The organism is Candidatus Poribacteria bacterium, from assembly GCA_026706025.1.
In the GTDB taxonomy this organism is placed as follows: domain Bacteria; phylum Poribacteria; class WGA-4E; order WGA-4E; family WGA-3G; genus WGA-3G.
Map to the genome: position 1 here is coordinate 55,373 of JAPOZO010000007.1, position 20,381 is coordinate 75,753.

A 20,381-nucleotide genomic window follows, 5' to 3' on the forward strand; every position below is an offset into this window, starting at 1 on the left:
GTAACCAGTTTTATTTTTTTATTCCGATGCGCCAGCAATGAAATTTTCTTTTTCCAGAATCGCTTTCTCGATTAGATCCACAACGGGACTCCCTTGACGCACCATCTGCCATTTTCCTGTTCTTCCAATGAGGACAGTGTAGTACTGATGCGCATCGCCGTTTTGACTGTGGGCAGTGTCTTCAACAATCTTCTGTGGAGAACTCCAGTTGGTATAAGTGAGTGGTTCTCCGTTATCCCAGTATAAGTTGTCTTCTTTTGTCTTGTCAGTCAGTCCAATCCAATGACTTTCTCGGCTAAAGGCTTTTAAGTTCCATGCTTGCTCTGTTTCATCGTTCAAGAGGCTTTTTTGCCCGAAGACTTCAAGGAGCCAATGTTGTTCTGCTGCGTCATTGATCGCGACAAGGTACGCGCCTTGCGCTGTTGCTTTCGCTTTTGCCGCCTCGCGGGTCTTGCAATGAATCACTTTGTAAGCGTGTCGGTTGTCAGGGTTGATTGCCCACATCCCTTCACGCTCCCGTTTCCGCGCAGCTTCAGCACTTTGTGGATCGTAGGCACGAGGCGGTATCACTTCTTTCGGTTTGACTGGCGGTTTGGGTGCGGCTAATACAGCCGGTCTAAACACCGGTTTCACCATGGCTTTTGAAGAGGGCTGCGCATGGGGATCATCGCTAAGGGTCAAAACGAGTCCATCCAGCCGCTGCCCTTCTTCAAGTAAAATTTTCTTCGATTCTGCAAACTGTCCTTGATACGCTACGGTGACGGTGTAGAAAGCCGGTTCCGCCACGTATTCAACAAAGTAACCCTCGGCATCAAGGTTTCTTGGACCACTGCTGCTTCTTGTGTGTCTACCGTTTGCGCTACGTTGGTTTATCTCAAACTGAACCTCAGCATTGCGAAGTGGGGTTCCATCCGCCGAAAGAACGCGCCCACGGATACGCATCCGAAGCCGCACTGTTATCTCTACATCTTTAACATCTGCCCCCGGCTCAATCGCAATAGGGAATCTATTGTCGGACCAATGGTGATACTGTTCACAGTAGAAGGTTACGCCCTCAATTTCAACGGCGCGGATTTCATAATCTACCTGAAGTACAGGCAATAACATCAGGTTCCTAACGGAAGATGGAGCAACGTCGGTCATCGAAAAAGTACCTGTTTCATCCGTCTCGGAGAGTTGCGGTAGAAGTGCCACGGTGACACCTGAGACAGGTACTCCCGCTTCATCAATCACTCTACCTGAAAAACTTGTCGCTACGCTCGGCAAAGATGTCACAAGAAAAAGCGCAACACTACCAACAGAAACTAAAATCAGCGCGAAGTAAGAACGGTGCATTGGGATGCCTCCTTTTGTGCGGTATGTCAGAAACGTTAGGAAGATGTAAAACGTCCCTACTCTTCATCAGAAGTTTCCACAACAGGCGCGGTAGACACTAAACCATCCTTTTCAATAATTGCTTCTCGTGCCATTCGCCAGAAATGGCTTTCCGGACTGATGGACTGCCACTCACCATCTCTAAAAGTCATCACAACATAGTCTTTTTCGGTCTCTGGCTGTCCGTCAGGGAAAACGGGTTGGGCTGCCCAGTTGGTGTAGGTAACAGGTTCACCGCTATCCCACTGCCAGGTCCCCTCTTTTTCTACATCGGTAAGCCCAATCCATGTGGAGTGGCTCCGAAAGATTACCTGCAGCCAGTGCTGTTCGTCTTCGTCGTTGATGGAGACGAGATGCGCACCTTCTTCAACAGCCTTCTGTTGCGCGTCATGCCAGTCCTGACACTGAATTTTTTTGTAGGCATGTCCGTTTGCGGGGTTAATGACCCACACACTTTTCGGTGGTTTTGGTGCTTGCGGTGGGACAACTGCGCGGGCGACGACTTTAGGCGGGACTTCGACCTCTTCAACAACAATGTTTCCGGCATCAACACGGACTTTACCCTCTTCAATCGGACCACCGACACCCACTTTCTGAGCGGTTGCTCCTTCAACATCAGGAGGGTTACCGTCAAGTGTTATAACCAGATTCTCTGGTGCCACACCATCTTTGAGCAGGAAAGGACCTGCGCCTCCAGAGAGACCACTGTATTCCACAGAGAGCGTGTAAAACCCGGGTTCATCTCTATATTGTGTAAAATAACCATCAGCATCGGTAAAACAGTCAGTACCGTGGGTGCCTCCACTATTCGGATTGTGCTCATCGCGCTGCCGCATACTGAGATCTGCTTGAGCATTGGCGAGAGGTGTGCCATCTGCATAAATGATTCGAGCGCGGATCCGCAGTCGCGACTTAACAGTAATCTTGAGATTTTCAAGCGTCACACCAGGTTTCAGCGCAAACGTGAGGCCTCTCATGAAATCAGGAACGTGCCTCTCACTTTTACTAAAAAAGGTGACTTTCCCGATTTGAATAGAGAGAATCTCCATATCTGGCTCAAGTCTGTCAAACCGCATCAATTCTTGCGGAATCTGCGCGCCTTGTCGAATTTTCTCAGGGTCAAACTTTTCAATTGCATCCAATGTAGCACTCGAAACAGCGTTTAATTGGACAAGCCCGGGTTGGATGTTGGTAGCAGTGAAGGTCCCGTCTGCATCGGTTTTCACCTGACTCGTGGTCCGTGGCATTCCCGGACCTTCCATACCTTCAAGAGGCACCTGAAATTGGCGAAAACCGCCTTCTGGTTGTAAATGCCCATCGCGGAACCGCATAGGTTGAATCGCAAATGTGAACCCCGCAACAGGGTTTCCTTCTGCATCAATGACTTTGCCCGACATGCCACTCGGTGGTTGTAACGCTGGATGCTCAGGATCTTGTGCCGCTGCAACGCATATTACGGTGAACAAAAGTGTCAATGCTAATACTGCGAGTTTTTGTGTAGTGTAGGGACGATCCATTTCTCTATCTCCTTGTGTGTTGATGTGCTCAACGCTTTTCGACCTCACCTTCTGGCACAGGCGCGCCGATGATGAAATTCTCTTTTTCCAGAATTGCTCGCTCCGTCATACGTAGAAGCGGGCTGCCCGGACGTGCCACCTGCCATTTTCCTGTCATTCCGACGAGGACAACGTAATTCGGGTTCGCATCGTTGCCTTGAACGGATTTGGTGATTTCGGTAGTCTCCTGTGGCGAGATCCAGTTTGTATAGGTGATCGGTTCGCCATTGTCCCACTGTTGTTTCCCTGCTTTTGAACCAGCAGTCAGTCCAATCCAGAAGTTTTCTCGTTTTCCAAAGACTTCGAGGAGCCATTCTTGTTCGGTTTTGTCATTAATAGTAAGGAGGTGTGCACCTTGAGCGGCTGCTCGCTCCTGTGCTTCTTCACGGGTTTCACAACGGATCATTTTGTAGGCGTGTCGATTGTCAGGGTTGATTGCCCACATCCCTTCGCGTTCGCGTTTTCGCGCCGCCTCAAAACGTGCGGGATCATGGACGCGAGGGGGAGGTGCTACAACGACTCGCTCGGGTTTAGCCTGTTCAGGTTCACCGCCAAGTTTCAAAACGAGTCCATCCATTCGTTGCCCTTCCTCAAGCAGAATCTCTTCAGATTCCACGGTTTGCCCTTGGTATGTCACGATAACAGTATAATAGGCAGCACCGTCATCTACGTAGTCCACGAAGTAACCATCGGCATCAAGCGTTCTCGTGCCGCCACCACTACCGCTGCCTCTGCCATCTATATCGCGATGTTTGACCATAAGATTAACGCTTGCATTGTGGAGCGGCGTGCCGTCCGCGGAAAGAACGCGTCCACGAATACGCATCCGAAGACGCACGGTTATCTCCGCGTTTTTAATATCTGTCTCCGGTGCTATGGCGAAATTGAAGCCACCAAAATGCTGCTGGTGTTGATCGAGGTAGAAGGCTATCCCTTCAATCTCAACAGAGCGGATTTCATAATCTGAGTTGCGTTCAGGGAACAGTCTTAATCGACTCACTGAAGGTGTAACAATATTCTTAATTGAAAACATACCTGTCACGTCTGTCTCGCTGGGTTGTGCGGGTGGAAACATGCCTTGAAATCGCTGGTGTTGATGTGGCGGTGTGTTACCTGGGAATGACGGGAGGGCTATGATGAGGCCTTCAACAGGTTGCCCCGCCTCGTCAACAACTCTGCCTGAGAAACTTGCCGCTACGCTCGGCAGAGCCGTCGCAAGTAAAAGCACGACGCTCCCCACGAAAACTAAAAAATGCGTGGTGTAAGGACGTTTCATTGTGAGTCTCCTTTTTAGATATAGTAGAAAGGTTGGAGTGTATGTGCGTCACACAAATATTGTAACATTTGTGTGAGCTATTGACAACATTAATCATTAATGATTGCGCTATATTTCTTCTATGATAGGACTTACGCAGAGCACTCTTTTGTAGCATGATGCACGTCGCATCTGGGGTGTTTTTGATAGGGTATTTCTGCGTATTGCTGGGGTGTTTCTTCAAGTACGCCGCAAACCTGTTAGGTTGTGCCCTGAAACCGACTGCGTTTTTTACAGGGGCCTCCTCTCACAGAGTCTGCAATGAACAAAATTGCGTAAGTCCTGTATGAATGAAGTTCCACTTATTACTATAGAGACAATTTGTGGACGAAAAAGGTGCATAATCTCAGTACCTACTGACAACTGTTCCTTTGACTGTTGAAACTGAATCCTTTACACAACTATTAATTCTATTGACAGAATTCAGGCAGAATGGTAACATAACATTCAAAGTTCACGAAAATCCGTTTCGGGCTGCAGGCTGCTGCTTGCAAGCCATATTCTTTTGAGGGACTCGATGAAGATAACAAAATTGGAAACATTTCTGGTACAACCGCGCTGGCTTTTCCTTAAAATCCATACAGATGAAGGGTTAGTAGGACTCGGTGAACCCATTTTGGAAGGTCGTGCGAAAACGTGTGCCCAAGCCGTTGACGAACTCGCACCATACCTCATCGGCGAAGATCCGAGACGTGTTGTTCACCACTGGCAAGCGATGTATCGCCATGCATTCTACCGTGGCGGCCCCATTCTCACAAGCGCACTCAGCGGCGTAGAACAGGCACTCTGGGATCTCGCAGGAAAATCGCTCGGCGTTCCTGTCTATCAACTCTTCGGCGGACCGACGCGCGACCGCATCCGACTCTACAAAGGCGGTGGTGATCCAGACGGTATCAAAGAGTGGATTGATAAAGGTTTTACCGCCTTTAAAACAGGTGTTGCAGGCGGCAGACCCGCGCGTATCATTGAAAACAAAGCGTTCGTCGACAGAGCCGTCGATCACTTCGCAGCACTCCGCGAAGCCGCTGGCACAGAAGTTGACCTCGCTATTGACTTTCACGGGGCTGTCAGCCCGCAAACCGCAAAAGTCTTAATCAAGGCATTAGAGCCATATCAACCGATGTTCGTTGAGGAACCGATTCAGTGCCAAAATGTGGACACACTCGCCGAAATTGCGCGGGGCACCCATCTCCCAATTGCGACTGGTGAACGGATTTTCACAAAATGGGGGTTCCGAGAAATTCTGGAGAAACAGGCAGCGTCCATCCTCCAACCCGATCTCTGTCACGCGGGTGGCATCAATGAAGTGCGTATTATCGCAGGCATGGCGGAGGCTTACTACGGCGGTATCGCACCGCACAATCCGCTCGGTCCCATTTCCTTAGCGGCGTGTATCCAATTAGATGCCTCCATCCCGAATTTCGTGATGCAGGAACATACGACGCTCGGTGAAGGGTATCTCAAGAACCCCTTCGTCTTCAAAGACGGATTCGTTGAACTGCCGACCGGTCCCGGACTCGGTATAGAACTTGATGAGGACGCTCTCGAAGATAAGATCGACCACGATTGGCAGAACCCAACGTCCTATCACCCCGACGACGGCTCCGTCGTCGATTGGTAAAACATAGTTATCAGTCGTCAGTACGATTTTTTTCTACGAAAAAATCTTTCAGTTTGCTTCGCAGTGAGAAAAAAAGGCGTTCGGATTGTCAAAAACCTCTTTTAACTGATAACTGAAAACCGATAACTGAAAACTATTCTTACTGACAACTGGAAACTAATAAAACTATGAAATTTATCATGTTCACAAAACATCTGGAAGGATTAGAAATTCCAGAGATTATCACCGCCTTACAATCAGTAGGCGTAAGTGGCGCGGATCTATGTGTCCGCCCCGGCTATCCGGTAAACCCAGAAAATGCCACAGAAGCGTTACCCGCCGCCGCTAAGCAACTTGCCGATGCAGGGCTATCAATCCCCCTTATTACAACACCTGGCGATTTTCTTGACCCGGCACAGGAAGAGACACGTCGTGTCTACGCCGCTGCAGGCGAAGCAGGTGTCGAAAATATCAAATTAGGATACTGGCATTGGCACGCCGAAGATGGCGGCTATTGGGCGCAAGTCGATCTTATCCGATCACAGTTGGAAGGATTCGCAAAGCTCGCCGAACAATACGGACCCCGGACGTGCATCCATAACCATTCTGGTACTTCCATGGGGCTGAATTCGTGTGCAGTGATGAACCTTGTCAAGGGTTTCAACCCGCAACACGTCGGCGTTTTTGCCGATACGGGGCATCTCTCCATCGTCGGGGAACCGATCAACATGGCACTCGATATCGTCAAATCGCACCTCGCGGTTATAGCGTTTAAGGACTTGGCGCGGGCCCCTGGTGCACGTGGCGGCAGCGTTGTCCGAATGGGTAAAGGCTTCGTTGACTGGGAGACGACAGTGAATACATTACAGACCATCGGCTATTCAGGTCCGGTGAGTTTCCATAGCGAATACAGCGGAGAACCCGTAGACACTGTCATTGATCTTGCCCGTGTAGATGTCCGTTTCATTACAGGTTTATTGGAGAAATAAGGAAAAATAATAGAACGTCAATTTAGCGGTCCCCCGGGCCCGGTAGGTGCGGTTTCCTAACCGCACCGGGTCCGGCAAGAAAACTGGAAATTATCCGATTAAATTCTTAATCTTCATTAGGAGTGCTATGTCTATAGATAGGTAGCCAGCCTTAAAAAAGTAGTAAAGGAAGATAAATGTCACAATTTCAGTTAGGCTTAAATACAAGTACAATCCGCCCTGCCGGGTTAATGGATAAAATTAGAATCGCTGCCGAAACCGGCTATTCAGCGATTGAGCTGTGGAACGACGATTTAACAGCTCACGAAGAACAAGGCGGTTCACTTTCTGATGTCAAAAAAGTGCTTGACGACTATGGGCTTTCAGTGCCTACCGTTATCGCTTTACACGGTTGGCTCAATACCACAGGAACCGAACATCAGGAAGCGATTGAAGAAGCGAAACGGAGGATGGCACAAGCCGCTGCTGTCGGTTCGACCTATATCATTTCAAGCCCACCGCGTGAAGTTGCAGATCTCCAATTAGGCGGTGAGAACTACCGCGAACTCCTTGAGCTTGGACGCGAATTCGGCGTTAAACCCGCTATGGAATTCCTCGGTTTCGTAGATGGTGTCAACCAAGTCAAGCATGCCTTGGAAGTCATGGAAGTGGCAGATCACCTGGATAGCACGATTGTGCTTGACCCGTTCCATATCTATCGTGGTGGTGGAGAGATAGAAGATATGGAAGGCATCCCCGGCGAAAAAATAGCAGTTTTCCACTTCAATGACGCACCTGCCGAACCTGCACGTGCGGAACAATCCGATGCAGACAGGGTGTATCCCGGCGACGGCGTTCTCGACCTCGGAAAGATGATCTCTATTCTGAAAGACGCTGGTTATGCAGGAGTCATCTCGTTGGAACTGTTCAACCCAAACTATTGGGAGGAAGACCCTGCAGAAGTCGCACGCATCGGCTTGGAAAAGATGCAGGCTGTCCTAGCCGACTAGAACAGGTAATAAGGAGGTAACAATTGCAAGACGGGCAGAAAACAATTAAAGCTTTATTTGATAGTAGTACAATTTTCAATATCCCCAAATATCAACGTGCTTATGCCTGGGAAGAAGAACAACTTGATGCTTTTATTGAGGATCTGGAAAATCAGAATTCCAACAAAGATCACTTCTTTGGTACAATTTTGCTTCAGAAACAAGAACCAGAGGGGGAATTTAACATAATAGACATTGTTGATGGCCAACAGCGGATTACAACGATTATTATCTTTATGAAACTGCTTTTGACACAACATAAAAGTAAGGGTAACGATGTTAAACGGCTAAGACGGACTTATATTAAGGATGATAGATATAAACTCCGCGTTTTGGACCTTGATAACGATTTTTTTGAATCTTATATCTTGGAGGATAATGGGTCTGGCGATAATGAGGCGGAAACACCATACCAATACCGATTGCTCAAAGCGAAGGAGTTCCTCGCTGAATGGATAGGAAGACATCCTGATAGGGCTAAGGAATTCATAGATAAAATTGGAGACATGAAGGTTTTAACCTATTCGGTGGATGATAACTCCGAGGCGGCCCTAATTTTCGAGACAACCAATAACCGGGGCAAATCGCTGACCAGTTTGGAGAAAGTCAAAAGTTTTTTGATGCACAAAACTTACCTTGCCTCAAACAGTCCTGAAATTGCGGAAGATGGATTGAAAAGACTCCAAAATAGATTCAGTACAATTTATCGAGTTTATGAGGAAATTGAGGATTCCGGAAAAATTAGAGGTGAATTCGGTAAAACTGATGAAGATTCCATCTTGCAGTATCACTCTATTGCTTTTGAAAACTGGAAAAGTAAGGAATACCAAGATTCTGTTTGGATGATTAACCAGCAGATAAACAGTCTAATTAAGGCAAATAGAGCAACAGATGCAGCAGAATTCATCAACAAGTACAGTCGGGAATTAAGGGAGAGTTTCAAAATTATGAGCAAGTTGCTTCTGAGTCGTGATTCTTATCTCCTTGACATATTTGCTCTCAATCGCCCAGCGGCGTTTTATCCTCTTCTAATCACAGCTTACAAACGCGACAAGTCAAATGGGAAACAGGATTTTGAAAAGGTTGCGCAATTTAGTAGAAATTATATGTTTCCGGTTCGGTATTATTGGTGCCCGATCAGATAAAGGCGTTAGTCAACTGTATGGACTGGCGAAGGATTTCAATTTCTTCAAGTGGAATTTCGATCAACTTATCCGCGCTCTTCAAAACTTTATTAGAGATTACTGCGGCGATTTTGTTTTCAAACATGCTCTTCAATCACCTTCCTTTTATTCTGATGTGAATTCAAACGATCAGCGATATCTCTTTTGGAAGTATGAGAATTATCTCAGAGATATGGATGGTTACTCCGAGATGTCCTACGACGAATTTACCAATGACAACTCGCGGTCAAAATTCTCAATGGAACACATCATTCCGCAAAACCCTAAGGAGAGCAAGGTTGTTGAAGATGATTCAATCCTATCAACCACCGATTTTGAATCTCTAGAATTTAAGGAGAACTATCTCCATAGTATCGGAAATTTGACGATTGATCCAGTCTCAGCGAATGCCAGCAAATCGAATCAGAACTTTGAATATAAAGATCAAAAGTATTTCCGCAGAGCACCGCTCATGGCACAAAACGAATTGATCGATTTCCAGAACGATAAAACGGGAAAATGGGATACAGTCTCTATTTCAAATAGAGCACGGCAGATTCGTTGTTTTGCTTTAGAACGCTGGAATTGTCAGAAACCAGGGCAGAAATCCTCGGAAATCGCTGTGAATATCCCTCTCCAGATAGCTTTTGAAGCACCGATAGAGGAAAGGTTGTAAAAGATTTTACGTACAGAGGAATCTGTCCAATAGTAAAGTCCTTTTAACAACAACTAAATATCTTAGCAAAAGCATATTTCGGTTGCTTTTTTGCATTTATGTGTTATAATAGGTAGCAAGTTGGATTAGTAGTAATTACAGGAGAAGTGAAATGCCTATGGAGACAGGTAAACGTCTGACACTCGATGAAATGATAGAGAAGTACCCCAATCAGTGGCTGTTTATTGTTGATCCTGAAATCAATAGGGACACTTCAGAACTTATATCAGGCATAGTTACTGCCCGTAGTGACTTAAGGGATGATGTTTATAGTGAACTACGCACCCTTAAAGGCGGTGCTGTTATACGTTATACTGGAAAGGTCCCAGAAGGGAGATTGTGCCTGTTATAATGCCTCAGACACGTTTTGAGTTAAGCCCTGACAGATTAATTATGGTCCAAGCTACAATACATGCATTGGACTATAGCAAGCATGTTACTGTAGATTTAATATTAGATACTGGTGCCTCGCTTACGACTATTAATCCAGATATTTTATCAGATTTAGGATATGACCTGTCAGATCCAAATTTGCGTAGAATCGATTTTATCACAGCCAGTGGTATTACCAAGGCTGAAATTATCGCAGTAAGCAGATTATCGGTAATTGGTCATACTTTTGAACAAATGGAAGTGGCAGCTAGCTATTTGCCTGTCGAGACTTAGGCACACGGATTATTAGGAGCAAATTTCTTATCTTGTTTTGATATAGGTATTAGTTATTCTAAACATATCATTAATACCGAACCAATTCCATCTACGATTTTTAGTTTTACACCATAGGCAATTAGGATTGCGTGCAAGTTAAGTTTTCGTGAGGTCGTTCATTTTCTTGCGTGTTTCGCACATCGGTCGAACCCATAGTAAAGACAGTCCTCTGATGGAGTCCTGTTTCTTGTAAGGGGCGGTTCCCGTCCCGCTCAAAATTGTCCAAAGCGTAGTATAATAATGCAAAAATTATGTGTATTTTGACTCTTGGACTGAGCAATTTTAAAAGGAAAAGTTTGAATGGCTTATATTGATGGATTATTGTCGTCATTGACGCGTGTCAGGAAAGCACGCTCATTACGTGCCGCCTCTTGGGATACAACAGGCAGGAATAACGATGCATGGAATGTCGAACCCGGTGAAACGCGCGTTATTGCAGACATTCAAGGCACCGGTTGTATCAATCATATCTGGATGACCCAGCCAAACGGTTACCGGAACGTACTAATTCGGATGTTCTGGGACGATGAAGAACACCCAAGTGTCCTCTGCCCGCTGGGCGACTTCTTCGGACTCGGCAACGAAATCGTTAATTCTTACGATTCTATTCCCTTCTCCGCCTCCACACACCAAAACAACACGTTCAATACAGGCTGCGCACTCAACAGTTATTTACAGATGCCTTTTAACCGCAGCGCGAGGATTGAGCTCGTCAACGAAGGCGATACAACCCATCGTCAATACTTCTATGTCGATTATGAACTGTACCCCGAACCACACGCCGATGATGTCGCCTATTTTCACGCACAATTCCATCGCGAAAACCCGTGTGACGGATGGGGACATGAAATTACCGTGAATACTCCCGAAGCCAATATCATCAATGCAGAACGGCTTGCTTGGGACAACAATTACCTCATCTTATCTGCCGAAGGCAGAGGTCATTATGTCGGTTGTAACCTATCGGTTACCAATTTCCAAGGCACCTGGTGGGGCGAAGGCGATGATATGATCTGGGTAGATGGTTATAAATGGCCCCCCGACTTGCACGGCACGGGTTCAGAGGATTACCTTAACCAAGCCTGGGGGATGCAACAAAACGCCTTTGCACATAACGGCTCCTCTATCCACGAAAATAACACCGACGGTTACCAGACCTCTTATGTCTATCACATCGAAAACCCTATCCGCTTTGAGAAGGAAATTCGAGTTACGATTGAGCACGGACACGGCAATCACCTCAGCAATGAGACATCCTCTGTCGCTTATTGGTACCAAATTGAACCGCATGCCCCCTTCGGCATTTTACCTGTCGCACAACGTAAGCCGGTGCTGAAGGATGAATCTGGCGCATGGCAGATTGAAACATCTGCCCAAACGCCATCAGCGGAACTCGTGCTCAACGATGAGATGAAAGAGATGAAACAGAAATGGAGCGAAAAAAAATAAATGCTTACCGGTTTTCAACAGTTTTTAAACGCTTGTATCGGACAAACAGAGGACGAAACGGATCAACCCAACGATGCACAGCGCGATGATGAATCCCAAACGGAATTAGAAGATAATTCCGTAGATGATACTGAACCCACAGATACCCCCGCTTCCGCAGACGCGGAAACCGAAGAAAACGATGCACCATCCCTGCCGGAGGAACCACCTCCAGCGGACGATGCGCCTCCTGTCACGATAGACGAGAGCACCGAAACGCCTGCAGACAGCAATGCCGAGACTGATGAACCAGCCACTGACAACGTTTCTGATGAATCAAGTGACGAGATTTCCGACGCCGCACCCGCCGATAGTGATGAGCCGTCCCAATCATTAGAAACTGCTGATTCGGTTTCCGAAGACGACACAGAATCCGAGTCAGAGATTGCGTCGCCTGAACAGGAAACTGAGGACAGTCCGCAAGCTGCTGATAGCGAAGACCCAGAACCTGAAACGCAAGCAACAGACAAAACAGACCAAAGCGATGATGCCGAAACGGCACCTGAACGTCCACAAGTGGAACTCGGGATTGTTGAGGAGATTTACGACTTTGTGGAGATGTTCGGACAAAGCACTGTTTCTGGGACAGAGCAGGCATCTGCAAGCGGAACAGATTGCGCAGGCGGTGTTACAAAACCTGCCATCTTTGAACATCCAACACCAACAGAAACCGCAAAAATTGACTATACGCTTTCACTGCCTGATATTGATGACGAAGAAAAACTTTTCTTACACTTTTCTATCGGTTTGCGAGATGGCGTTGTGTTTGAAGACGAGGCGCGACAACCCGGTGGCGTAAAATTCGCTATTGAAGTTTTCGACCTGCATAATAATGTAGGCTTGGAAGCCACACCAGACAGATGTTTTGCGTCTGTGTCTGAGGAGTGTCGTTGGGCAGAAGAAGGAATTGATCTGACACGCTATGCAGGCAAAGAGATCGTCATATCATTTTTGACGGAATGCAACGTAGAGGGCAATAGCAACTACGCTTGGGCGTTATGGGGCAAGCCGCAGTTACGTAAACTCAAACAGACTACTCTCCGAAAGGGAAAAAGAGATTCGGAACCCGAACTTCGACGCGGCATTGCGCTCCTACACTTCAACGATGAAAAAACGCAGCTTCTTGAGTTCAACCAACCGACATCAACGGCGGTTTCCGCACTAACTGACTTTTGCCTCGAATCTATAGCATCAGAAGAACCACCCATCAAAGTATCGCTTTATACAGCACTCCCTAAAGTAGAGATTGTAAGTGTCGGTGCGACAAACGCTGTCGTTGCTGCAGGTGAAGACTTTGAAATACAATGTACGCTTCGGAATACTGGCATCGCGCCGCTCGGTAAGGCAGACGATGTCCGAGTTTCTATTAACGGTGTAAAACTAAGGCGTGGACGACCCAGACAAACAGTTAGAGAACTTGAGCCCGGCGAAGAAACCTCTTTTTTCTGGGTGGTCCGCCGTTTTTCACGACCCACTGTGACAACTGCCTCAGTTTCACTCAAATGCCAAACCGCAGCGGGTGAAGCGCGGGATACAGTTCAAGGTAGAATTCCAATTCGTACTGCATCTCCGAAACTTGAATCCAAAGTAGTGAAAGAACTCTACACCTACATGGCAGAAGACGGTAGCGTTGTGATAGGAAATAAAAATCTTCGCGTCGTTTTTGTTCGAGGGCCTGAAGCTACAGAAAAAAACGATAGCAGAGATGCTAAAGGCTCCACTGCTCTTGACGAAAAGGCTACGGACGGCGGCTTTGAATACTTTGTGCTATTTGTCGCGAAAGGTGGGAACTATCAACAGGTGGCAACCTGTCCGGCACTCTCCGAGGTTACCTACCTTGATGCCTCACAAAACCGGCAAACAGTCCAATTGGTACCGACAGCGTATCAACTCGCAGGGAACAATCGCGGCGAATCCATTATCCGGTTCAGCGGCGCAGATACCGATACTGATGGTGTCAACTGGAACTATGAGATGCGATGGACGCTTTCTGAAGAGGCAAGACGGATTCAAACAGAATATCAGCTACAAACTGATGGCAATAGAGAACTCCTCGCTTTCCACGGTCCGATGCTGTATGCAGGGCAAGGACGGAATCGCGAGAAGAAGACAGCGGCACTCTTCCCTGGACTTGAATTCTTGGAGAGTGATGAACGCTCCTCAAGCACACGGGATGCAGCACCCCCACTTGACAACCGCCTCGTGCCCCACCCCTATAAGATTACTGTACCCGTCATGGCAGTAGAGATGCAAAAGACCTTGGTCGGTATTATCTGGAATCCGCTGGAAACTTGGGATGGCGAAAACCAAACGCTCTCAGCGATATTCGCCTCACCGAATTGGCATCAGCATCAGAAAAACCATGCACTCGGAGTGTTCCTACCGACGATACCGACATGGGTTCAGGAGAATCAGACGGAGGCTTCAATTCCGTACCCGTTGATAGCGTCGCGTCCGGTGTCTATCAAAACCGAAATTATTGTTGATGGGAATGCTTCTATTTTAGATGCTCTGACACATTGGACAGACGCTTATGGCGCACCTGAACCACTGCAACCGCCCCGCAGCGATGAAGAAGAAGTACGGCTTTCACGGCACGGATTTATGCACACGACATGGGACGAGCATACTCGAAAATCACGCCATTGTATTGACTGGGCAGCGCACAACGAACCCGGTTTCGGCACGCTGCTCTGGTACGATTACCTTGCTACGAAAGATGAGCAGGTAAAAGAACGGGTGCTGGAGATTATGAATAATACCGTAGCCGATGCTGGGCCTGGAGGCTTGGCGGCACGCGGTTCCTGTCATATCTTGAGATGGGAATTCCCGTTCTATATCGGCAACCTTGATGCGGCATTAGCTTACATGGAATCAGAGACACAGCAACGCATCGCTACACAAGAATCGGATGGGAGTTGGCGGTGGCATCCGACAAACGAAAAAACTGCCACTCTCGGAAAAGCTGGGGAAGCGGTACTTGGTACTTGTGCAGAATCGGCACTCCTACTCCTCAAACACGCCCGGATTACCGGAAACAAAACCTCGCGTAAGGCGGGTTTGAAGGCACTTGGATTCATGAAACAATTCTCCGTCCCGCGCGGCGCACAAATGTGGGAATGCCCGATGTACCAACCCGATGTCCTCGCAGCCGCACACGCAATCGGGGCTTATGTTGAGGCACTTGAACTCACGCAAGAGAAAGGATACTTCAAGCAGGCAATCTATTGGGCAGAAACCGCACTACCGTTTCTTTACCATTGGCATCTCCCTGACCGACCCGGCATGCATTTCGCCTCAATTCCCGTTTTCGGAACGACTTTCTATACACACCCTTGGTTTGGTGTACCCGTCCAATGGAATGGATTGGTGCTCGCCTATTATCTACAACGTTTGAATCAACATACCGAGGATGAGCGATGGCATCAGATTGCTGAAGGCATTGCCGTCAGTGCAATGTATCAGCAATGGGAAGACGGTGAACGCAAAGGCACTTATCCCGATGGATTCTACGGTTTCTGTACCGAAGGCAAGGGACCACATCTGAATCCTGAGGATATTATGGTTAACGTTTATAAACTTCGCGGTCTCGATCCAGGTATTAAAACCGCTATTGCTGGTGATATACATCTGAGTTCGGGCGCGAAGGTGGATGCCCTCTCCTTAACCAACAAGGGGCAACTGAACTGGCAGCTTAGCTACGCTGAAAACGAAATAAGTTATGCCCTCATTGTTGGTTACGGACGTACGCCACAAGCCCTTCGTGCAAGGTACCAATTCGCATCATCTCCGGATGACGCGCCAACCTCTATTGAAAAAAAACCTCCGAGTGATTCTGAATCTGCTGATGGACTCGGCAAATATGCCGAGACCGAGATTCCGCTTGTGCAAACGCTTGAAGATGTTGAATCTGGATGGCTTTATATTCAAGATAAGGATACCATATTGATAAAGTACCTGCACCCCACCGCGGATGTGCAGTTTGAAATTTCTTAACTATCGACCCTGTTCGGGGCTCCGGTCGTCAAGACCCGTGTTTTCTGACAAGGTCCATCATTGCTCCAAGGAGACTACAAAATGGCTAAGAAAATTGTTTTCACCACGTTCGTTCTGGTTGCGGTAGCGATTGTTGCCTTTGTTATGTTCACACATAACGCAAGTGCCCAAGATGACGCGGCCGCAGTAAATGCTCCGATGGTAGACTTCAAAGTCTTGGGCGGTTTTATCATTGAAGGCGTTGTTTTTAGTATCGTCGGTTTGATAATTCTCATGGTAGGCTACAAAGTTTTTGATGTGGCGACACCATACGACCTAAACCGTCAGATCGCCGAAGAGAATAACACCGCTGCGGGAATCGCTGTTGCGGGGGTCCTCGTCTCACTCGGCATCATCGTTGCCGCGGCAATGGGCGGATAGTTCACAAACGCGTAAATACTATGGACAATTCATTGAGAAAAAATTGCATCGTCTTCCACGAAAGTTGCACGACCGCTTTAGCGCGCGAACGCATCGCTCCGCAAATAAACTTGGCTTTTCTCGATCCGCCTTTCAATCAAGATAAGGCATACAAGGCATGGGACGACAATCTGCCGCCAGCGGAGTATTGGACGTGGATGCGCGAGGTCTGTGCAAAGGTGTATGCCTTGACTTCCGATGGTGGTGCAATTTACTTCATGCAACAAGAAAAAAACGCAGAATTTGTGTTGCAGTGTTTGCGCGATACCGGATGGACTTTTCAAAACTTGATTGTTTGGAAAAAGAAAACCTCAGCAGTACCAGGGTTGAAACGCTTCGGCAAACACTACCAAGTCATTGCGTTTGCAACGAAAGGGAAAACACCGCGTGTTTTCCACAGGCTACGCATTGATCCCCCACTGCCAGTAGGCTATAAACATGCCCGCGAAAACGGTATGTTTGTTACTGACGTGTGGGATGATATCCGTGAGTTAACCTCGGGCTACTTCGCAGGCGATGAAGCATTGCGGGATGCAGCGGGGAATCGCTTGCACAAGCAACAAACCCCTATTCAATTGCTGCTGCGGATTGTCCTTTCGTCTACAAATCCTGGTGATGTTGTCCTCGATCCGTTCGCAGGCTCCGGGACAACGCTCATCGTCGCGGAACAATTAGAGCGACACGCAATAGGAATTGAACTTGACGCACATAATGTCGCGCTCATTGAAAACAGGCTTGCCGAACAAAGAAAGTCAGATGATGTTTCTCGTTTTTTCAAGAATTACGCCTGTACCCCAGACTTGGAAACTATTTGGAGGGAAACCGCGACACCATTTTAATGGAAATTTTCTTGTTTTCCAGATGAATCTACCGACTTTAACTAAAGGAGCGTAGAAGCAATGGCGCAAACAACTTACTTGGCAGATCAGGTTGTCAGCGATGAACAAATACAGGAGTGGGTTGAGACATTCAACCAGCGAGGCTGCCTGTTTCTGCAAAATGTTTTGCCCCCGGATCTATGCGCGCAGCTTCGACAAGATTTAGAGTGGGCACTCGAGAACAACCCAAACGGTCTAAACAGTGGAAGCCCGGCAGGGCGCATGCACTTGAGCCATCGGATGTTTGAACACAGCGAAGCCAATCGCCGATTGTTTGAACTCGAACCGATTGCCTCTTTCGCTGAGGCACTTGTCGCGGAAAACTGCCACGTTATTCACAACAATTCGTTCCAGACGTTCCCCGGCGGCGGGATTACGTCTTGGCACCAAGACGATGCACCGCACTACATCGTAACGGAGGGTGAACCGCCGAAAAACGTCCGGTTGCCAGTCCTACTCTTCACCGCAAATTACTACCTCACCGATGTTACCGAGATTGAACACGGCGGAACAGAAGTCGTTCCGGGATCACATCTTTTTGGCGCGTCGCCACCGAATCCGATAGAAGGAACACAGTGGAAGGAGAAAGTCCAATACAACCTCGGAAAAGCGGGGAGTGTTATCATGTTCAACAATCAGGTGTGGCATCGCGGGGGACCCAACCAGAGCGACCGTATCCGATATATCACGCAGGTGACATACGCACGCCGACTCGTCGGGCATAAGTATTATCCATTTATGAACTACAACATGCCGGATTCTGTCTACAGGGACGCAAGTCCGCGTTTACGTCGATTGCTCGGTTTCCTCAATCACGGTGCTTACGGCTAATTTCAGTCTTTCCAATCTTGATGATTACGGTTACAGCGGGGGACTCATAAACAGGGCTTACGAAAACGATAGTGGCTCCGGATGAAAGTATACGTTTACTAAAGCTTGGACAATTCATGTTGTGTTTGGGTTGAGCTTTAAAGGTATGTGTATTTTCCGCAGGTTCCATACATACACGGAACCCTGCGAGAAAGCCAGCACTCCAGATTTAGTAGCAACTTGGGTTATATTTATGAGATACGTTGTAATTTTCCTCCGATAACTGAAAACTAACAACCGAAAACCAATATGAAAGCAGTTGTTTTCTCAGAACAAGGCAGCACGGAGGTGCTTCGGTATACAGATGTGCCCAAGCCGACACTTGATGCTGACGAAGTACTCGTTAAAGTCGAAGCCTGTGCAGTGAACTACCTGGACCTCCATGCCCGACGAAACCGACCAGAAATAGCGGCGAAACTCAGTCGAGGAGACACCCCGCACATACTCGGATCCGACATCGCTGGAACAATTGCTGAGGTGGGTGATATAGGCTGCGGGGTTGCAATCGGAACGCGAGTTGTCCTCGCACCCTGTATTCCGTGCGAGGTCTGTAGTGATTGCCATAGTGGTGCCGAAAATTTGTGCGACACGCAGGAACTCATCGGCTTCCAAACCAACGGCGGGTACGCAGAATATGTGAAAGTCCCTGCCCAAAACGCGATTCGGATACCAGATACCCTTTCGTTCGTTAACGCTGCTGCGATGCCGATTGCGTATCTCACGGCATGGCACATGTTGATGACCCGTGCCCAACTGCGTCCGGGGGAGGATGTCTTAATTCTTGGGGTAGGCGGTGGTGTCGGAAGTGCCGGGCTACAAATCGCAAAGTTGACCGGGGCAAGAGTCTTTGCTACCGCAAGTAGTGATGAGAAACTCGCACGCGCACGGGAGATGGGGGCAGACATTACGATTAACTACAAAGACATAGATTTCTCAGACGTTGTACTTGAGGCAACGGACGGACGAGGTGTGGACGTTGTGCTTGAGCATGTCGGGGCTGCGACATGGGAGCAAAGTATTGCGAGCTTGGCTAAAAATGGAAGGCTCGTCTCCTGTGGTGTTACAACAGGAAACATTGGGGCAATCAATATCCGAAAACTGTATCAAAAGCAGCTCACTGTAATGGGTTCCGCCCTCGGCACGGTAACTGAACTCCGAACACTTGTCCAGCTTGCTGCGCAAGGAAAATTGGTACCTATTATAGATAGAACTTTGTCGCTTCACCGTGCCGGTGAGGCGCATTCATTGTTAGAGAACCGTCAAAATTTCGGTAAGGTGGTTTTATCAGTCAATGCTTAGAAAAGTACATATCCTGGAACGTCCTAAATAAAACTGTGTGAATCTCGTCAAACCTTTTGAATTGAAGCAATATAAAAAGCAATTCGTCCAGGAATGTACAAAATCTAAGCAAAGACTAATTGGGGGCCATCTTCTATACGAAAGTCGCGTCCTCGCATAACGATTGAATCTCGTTGAATAGGTAGTCCACTGCTCCGTATCCTAAGATGTTTCTTCTGTTGATGCCGTCTGTGACTCCGCTTTCGTTTTGAGAAATTCATAAAACTCGTAGAGCGTTTCTTTGTCTTTCTCTGTAAATTTCATCATTCCTTTGAACATAGCATTGATCTTCGGGTCGGCTAAGAGGTCATTGTGGCTTTTCTCCGCTTTTCCGAGTAGATAATCGGTCGTGACTTTTAAAGCATCAGAGAGGCTGGAAAGTGTCTTGAACGAGGGCTTACGAGTTCCCGATTCAAATTGCGAGATTGCGGCGGGCGTTAGATTCGCTTCCTTAGCGAGTTCCGTTTGGGTTAACTTTAATTCGCGACGACGCATTTTTATACGTGAGACGACTTTGTCAACCTTTGATTCTTGGGGCTCTTTGTTCACGTTTGACTCCTTTGGCTCAGACAGGCAGACCTCGTTGAACTGCCTCTGAGTTCTTTTAGTTTTAGCATCGCTTCCATAAATTGTCATGAGGTGCAGTTTTATTTAAGAGTATCCTGCTTCAGTGGAGAGACGAAGGCGTGAATTATATTTTAACTCAAAAAAACTGTAAATGCAAATTTTAATTTGACAAAAATTGCAGTAATAGTATAAAATATATCTAAATTATTGCTAAGATTATGTAACAGTGGACTCCAAAAAACGGATATTTGGAGAAGCCAAGGATGCCGAGACGACAAGAAATAAAAAACGATCAACAGGTTGCATTCCATATTACAAGCCGGTAACGGACGCGCTC

At 47.5% G+C, this 20,381-nt stretch carries 17 protein-coding genes; 13 read left to right on the forward strand and 4 right to left on the reverse strand.

Annotated features, from left to right (window positions below; all coding sequences use genetic code 11):
- Positions 1-18: 18 nt before the first annotated feature.
- The 3 genes from OXH00_01575 to OXH00_01585 are packed head-to-tail and all read right to left on the reverse strand — an operon-like array spanning position 19 to position 4,206.
- A complete protein-coding gene (locus tag OXH00_01575) occupies positions 19-1,335 on the reverse strand; it encodes a lectin-like protein (GenBank protein MCY3739689.1) in 1,317 nt (438 codons plus the stop codon).
- Positions 1,336-1,391: 56 nt separating this feature from the next.
- A complete protein-coding gene (locus tag OXH00_01580; protein MCY3739690.1) occupies positions 1,392-2,891 on the reverse strand; it encodes a lectin-like protein in 1,500 nt (499 codons plus the stop codon).
- Between the two features lie 28 nt (positions 2,892-2,919).
- A complete protein-coding gene (locus tag OXH00_01585; protein MCY3739691.1) occupies positions 2,920-4,206 on the reverse strand; it encodes a lectin-like protein in 1,287 nt (428 codons plus the stop codon).
- Positions 4,207-4,762: 556 nt separating this feature from the next.
- Between OXH00_01585 and dgoD the strand changes: the two genes are divergently transcribed.
- The 13 genes from dgoD (at position 4,763) to OXH00_01650 (ending at position 19,438) form a co-directional block, all read left to right on the forward strand.
- Complete coding sequence (dgoD, locus tag OXH00_01590; protein MCY3739692.1) at positions 4,763-5,866, forward strand: galactonate dehydratase; 1,104 nt, start codon at positions 4,763-4,765, stop codon at positions 5,864-5,866.
- A 167-nt stretch (positions 5,867-6,033) separates the two neighbouring features.
- A complete protein-coding gene (locus tag OXH00_01595; protein ID MCY3739693.1) occupies positions 6,034-6,834 on the forward strand; it encodes a sugar phosphate isomerase/epimerase in 801 nt (266 codons plus the stop codon).
- A gap of 176 nt (positions 6,835-7,010) precedes the next feature.
- Entirely contained in the window at positions 7,011-7,823 is an 813-nt protein-coding gene (locus tag OXH00_01600) for a sugar phosphate isomerase/epimerase (protein ID MCY3739694.1), read from the forward strand.
- A 23-nt stretch (positions 7,824-7,846) separates the two neighbouring features.
- Complete coding sequence (locus tag OXH00_01605) at positions 7,847-9,007, forward strand: DUF262 domain-containing protein (protein MCY3739695.1); 1,161 nt, start codon at positions 7,847-7,849, stop codon at positions 9,005-9,007.
- Complete coding sequence (locus OXH00_01610; GenBank protein MCY3739696.1) at positions 8,922-9,701, forward strand: HNH endonuclease family protein; 780 nt, start codon at positions 8,922-8,924, stop codon at positions 9,699-9,701. The genes OXH00_01605 and OXH00_01610 overlap by 86 nt, the downstream gene beginning before the upstream one ends.
- A 151-nt stretch (positions 9,702-9,852) precedes the next feature.
- Entirely contained in the window at positions 9,853-10,092 is a 240-nt protein-coding gene (locus tag OXH00_01615) for a hypothetical protein (GenBank protein ID MCY3739697.1), read from the forward strand.
- A complete protein-coding gene (locus OXH00_01620; GenBank protein ID MCY3739698.1) occupies positions 10,092-10,406 on the forward strand; it encodes an aspartyl protease family protein in 315 nt (104 codons plus the stop codon). The genes OXH00_01615 and OXH00_01620 overlap by 1 nt, the downstream gene beginning before the upstream one ends.
- Positions 10,407-10,748: 342 nt before the next feature.
- On the forward strand, positions 10,749-11,897 hold the full coding sequence (locus tag OXH00_01625) for a DUF2961 domain-containing protein (GenBank protein ID MCY3739699.1): 1,149 nt from the start codon (positions 10,749-10,751) through the stop codon (positions 11,895-11,897).
- Positions 11,898-15,932: a hypothetical protein gene (locus OXH00_01630; protein ID MCY3739700.1), complete on the forward strand. Its 4,035-nt coding sequence runs from the start codon at positions 11,898-11,900 to the stop codon at positions 15,930-15,932.
- An 81-nt stretch (positions 15,933-16,013) separates the two neighbouring features.
- On the forward strand, positions 16,014-16,352 hold the full coding sequence (locus OXH00_01635; protein ID MCY3739701.1) for a DUF350 domain-containing protein: 339 nt from the start codon (positions 16,014-16,016) through the stop codon (positions 16,350-16,352).
- Between the two features lie 32 nt (positions 16,353-16,384).
- On the forward strand, positions 16,385-17,230 hold the full coding sequence (locus tag OXH00_01640) for a site-specific DNA-methyltransferase (protein MCY3739702.1): 846 nt from the start codon (positions 16,385-16,387) through the stop codon (positions 17,228-17,230).
- A 60-nt stretch (positions 17,231-17,290) separates the two neighbouring features.
- On the forward strand, positions 17,291-18,100 hold the full coding sequence (locus OXH00_01645) for a phytanoyl-CoA dioxygenase family protein (protein MCY3739703.1): 810 nt from the start codon (positions 17,291-17,293) through the stop codon (positions 18,098-18,100).
- Positions 18,101-18,388: 288 nt separating this feature from the next.
- On the forward strand, positions 18,389-19,438 hold the full coding sequence (locus tag OXH00_01650; GenBank protein ID MCY3739704.1) for a zinc-binding dehydrogenase: 1,050 nt from the start codon (positions 18,389-18,391) through the stop codon (positions 19,436-19,438).
- Positions 19,439-19,639: 201 nt separating this feature from the next.
- On the opposite strand, the gene OXH00_01655 is transcribed toward OXH00_01650, so the two are convergent.
- A complete protein-coding gene (locus OXH00_01655) occupies positions 19,640-20,026 on the reverse strand; it encodes a helix-turn-helix transcriptional regulator (protein ID MCY3739705.1) in 387 nt (128 codons plus the stop codon).
- Between the last annotated feature and the right edge of the window lie 355 nt (positions 20,027-20,381).

Coding starts and splice junctions, on each gene's coding strand:
- OXH00_01595 (MCY3739693.1), top strand. CDS start 6,034: ATGAAATTTATCATGTTCACAAAACATCTGGAAGGATTAGAAATTCCA.
- dgoD (MCY3739692.1), top strand. CDS start 4,763: ATGAAGATAACAAAATTGGAAACATTTCTGGTACAACCGCGCTGGCTT.
- OXH00_01615 (MCY3739697.1), top strand. CDS start 9,853: ATGCCTATGGAGACAGGTAAACGTCTGACACTCGATGAAATGATAGAG.
- OXH00_01625 (MCY3739699.1), top strand. CDS start 10,749: ATGGCTTATATTGATGGATTATTGTCGTCATTGACGCGTGTCAGGAAA.
- OXH00_01610 (MCY3739696.1), top strand. CDS start 8,922: ATGGGAAACAGGATTTTGAAAAGGTTGCGCAATTTAGTAGAAATTATA.
- OXH00_01600 (MCY3739694.1), top strand. CDS start 7,011: ATGTCACAATTTCAGTTAGGCTTAAATACAAGTACAATCCGCCCTGCC.
- OXH00_01645 (MCY3739703.1), top strand. CDS start 17,291: ATGGCGCAAACAACTTACTTGGCAGATCAGGTTGTCAGCGATGAACAA.
- OXH00_01585 (MCY3739691.1), bottom strand. CDS start 4,206: ATGAAACGTCCTTACACCACGCATTTTTTAGTTTTCGTGGGGAGCGTC.
- OXH00_01620 (MCY3739698.1), top strand. CDS start 10,092: ATGCCTCAGACACGTTTTGAGTTAAGCCCTGACAGATTAATTATGGTC.
- OXH00_01575 (MCY3739689.1), bottom strand. CDS start 1,335: ATGCACCGTTCTTACTTCGCGCTGATTTTAGTTTCTGTTGGTAGTGTT.
- OXH00_01630 (MCY3739700.1), top strand. CDS start 11,898: ATGCTTACCGGTTTTCAACAGTTTTTAAACGCTTGTATCGGACAAACA.
- OXH00_01635 (MCY3739701.1), top strand. CDS start 16,014: ATGGCTAAGAAAATTGTTTTCACCACGTTCGTTCTGGTTGCGGTAGCG.
- OXH00_01650 (MCY3739704.1), top strand. CDS start 18,389: ATGAAAGCAGTTGTTTTCTCAGAACAAGGCAGCACGGAGGTGCTTCGG.
- OXH00_01580 (MCY3739690.1), bottom strand. CDS start 2,891: ATGGATCGTCCCTACACTACACAAAAACTCGCAGTATTAGCATTGACA.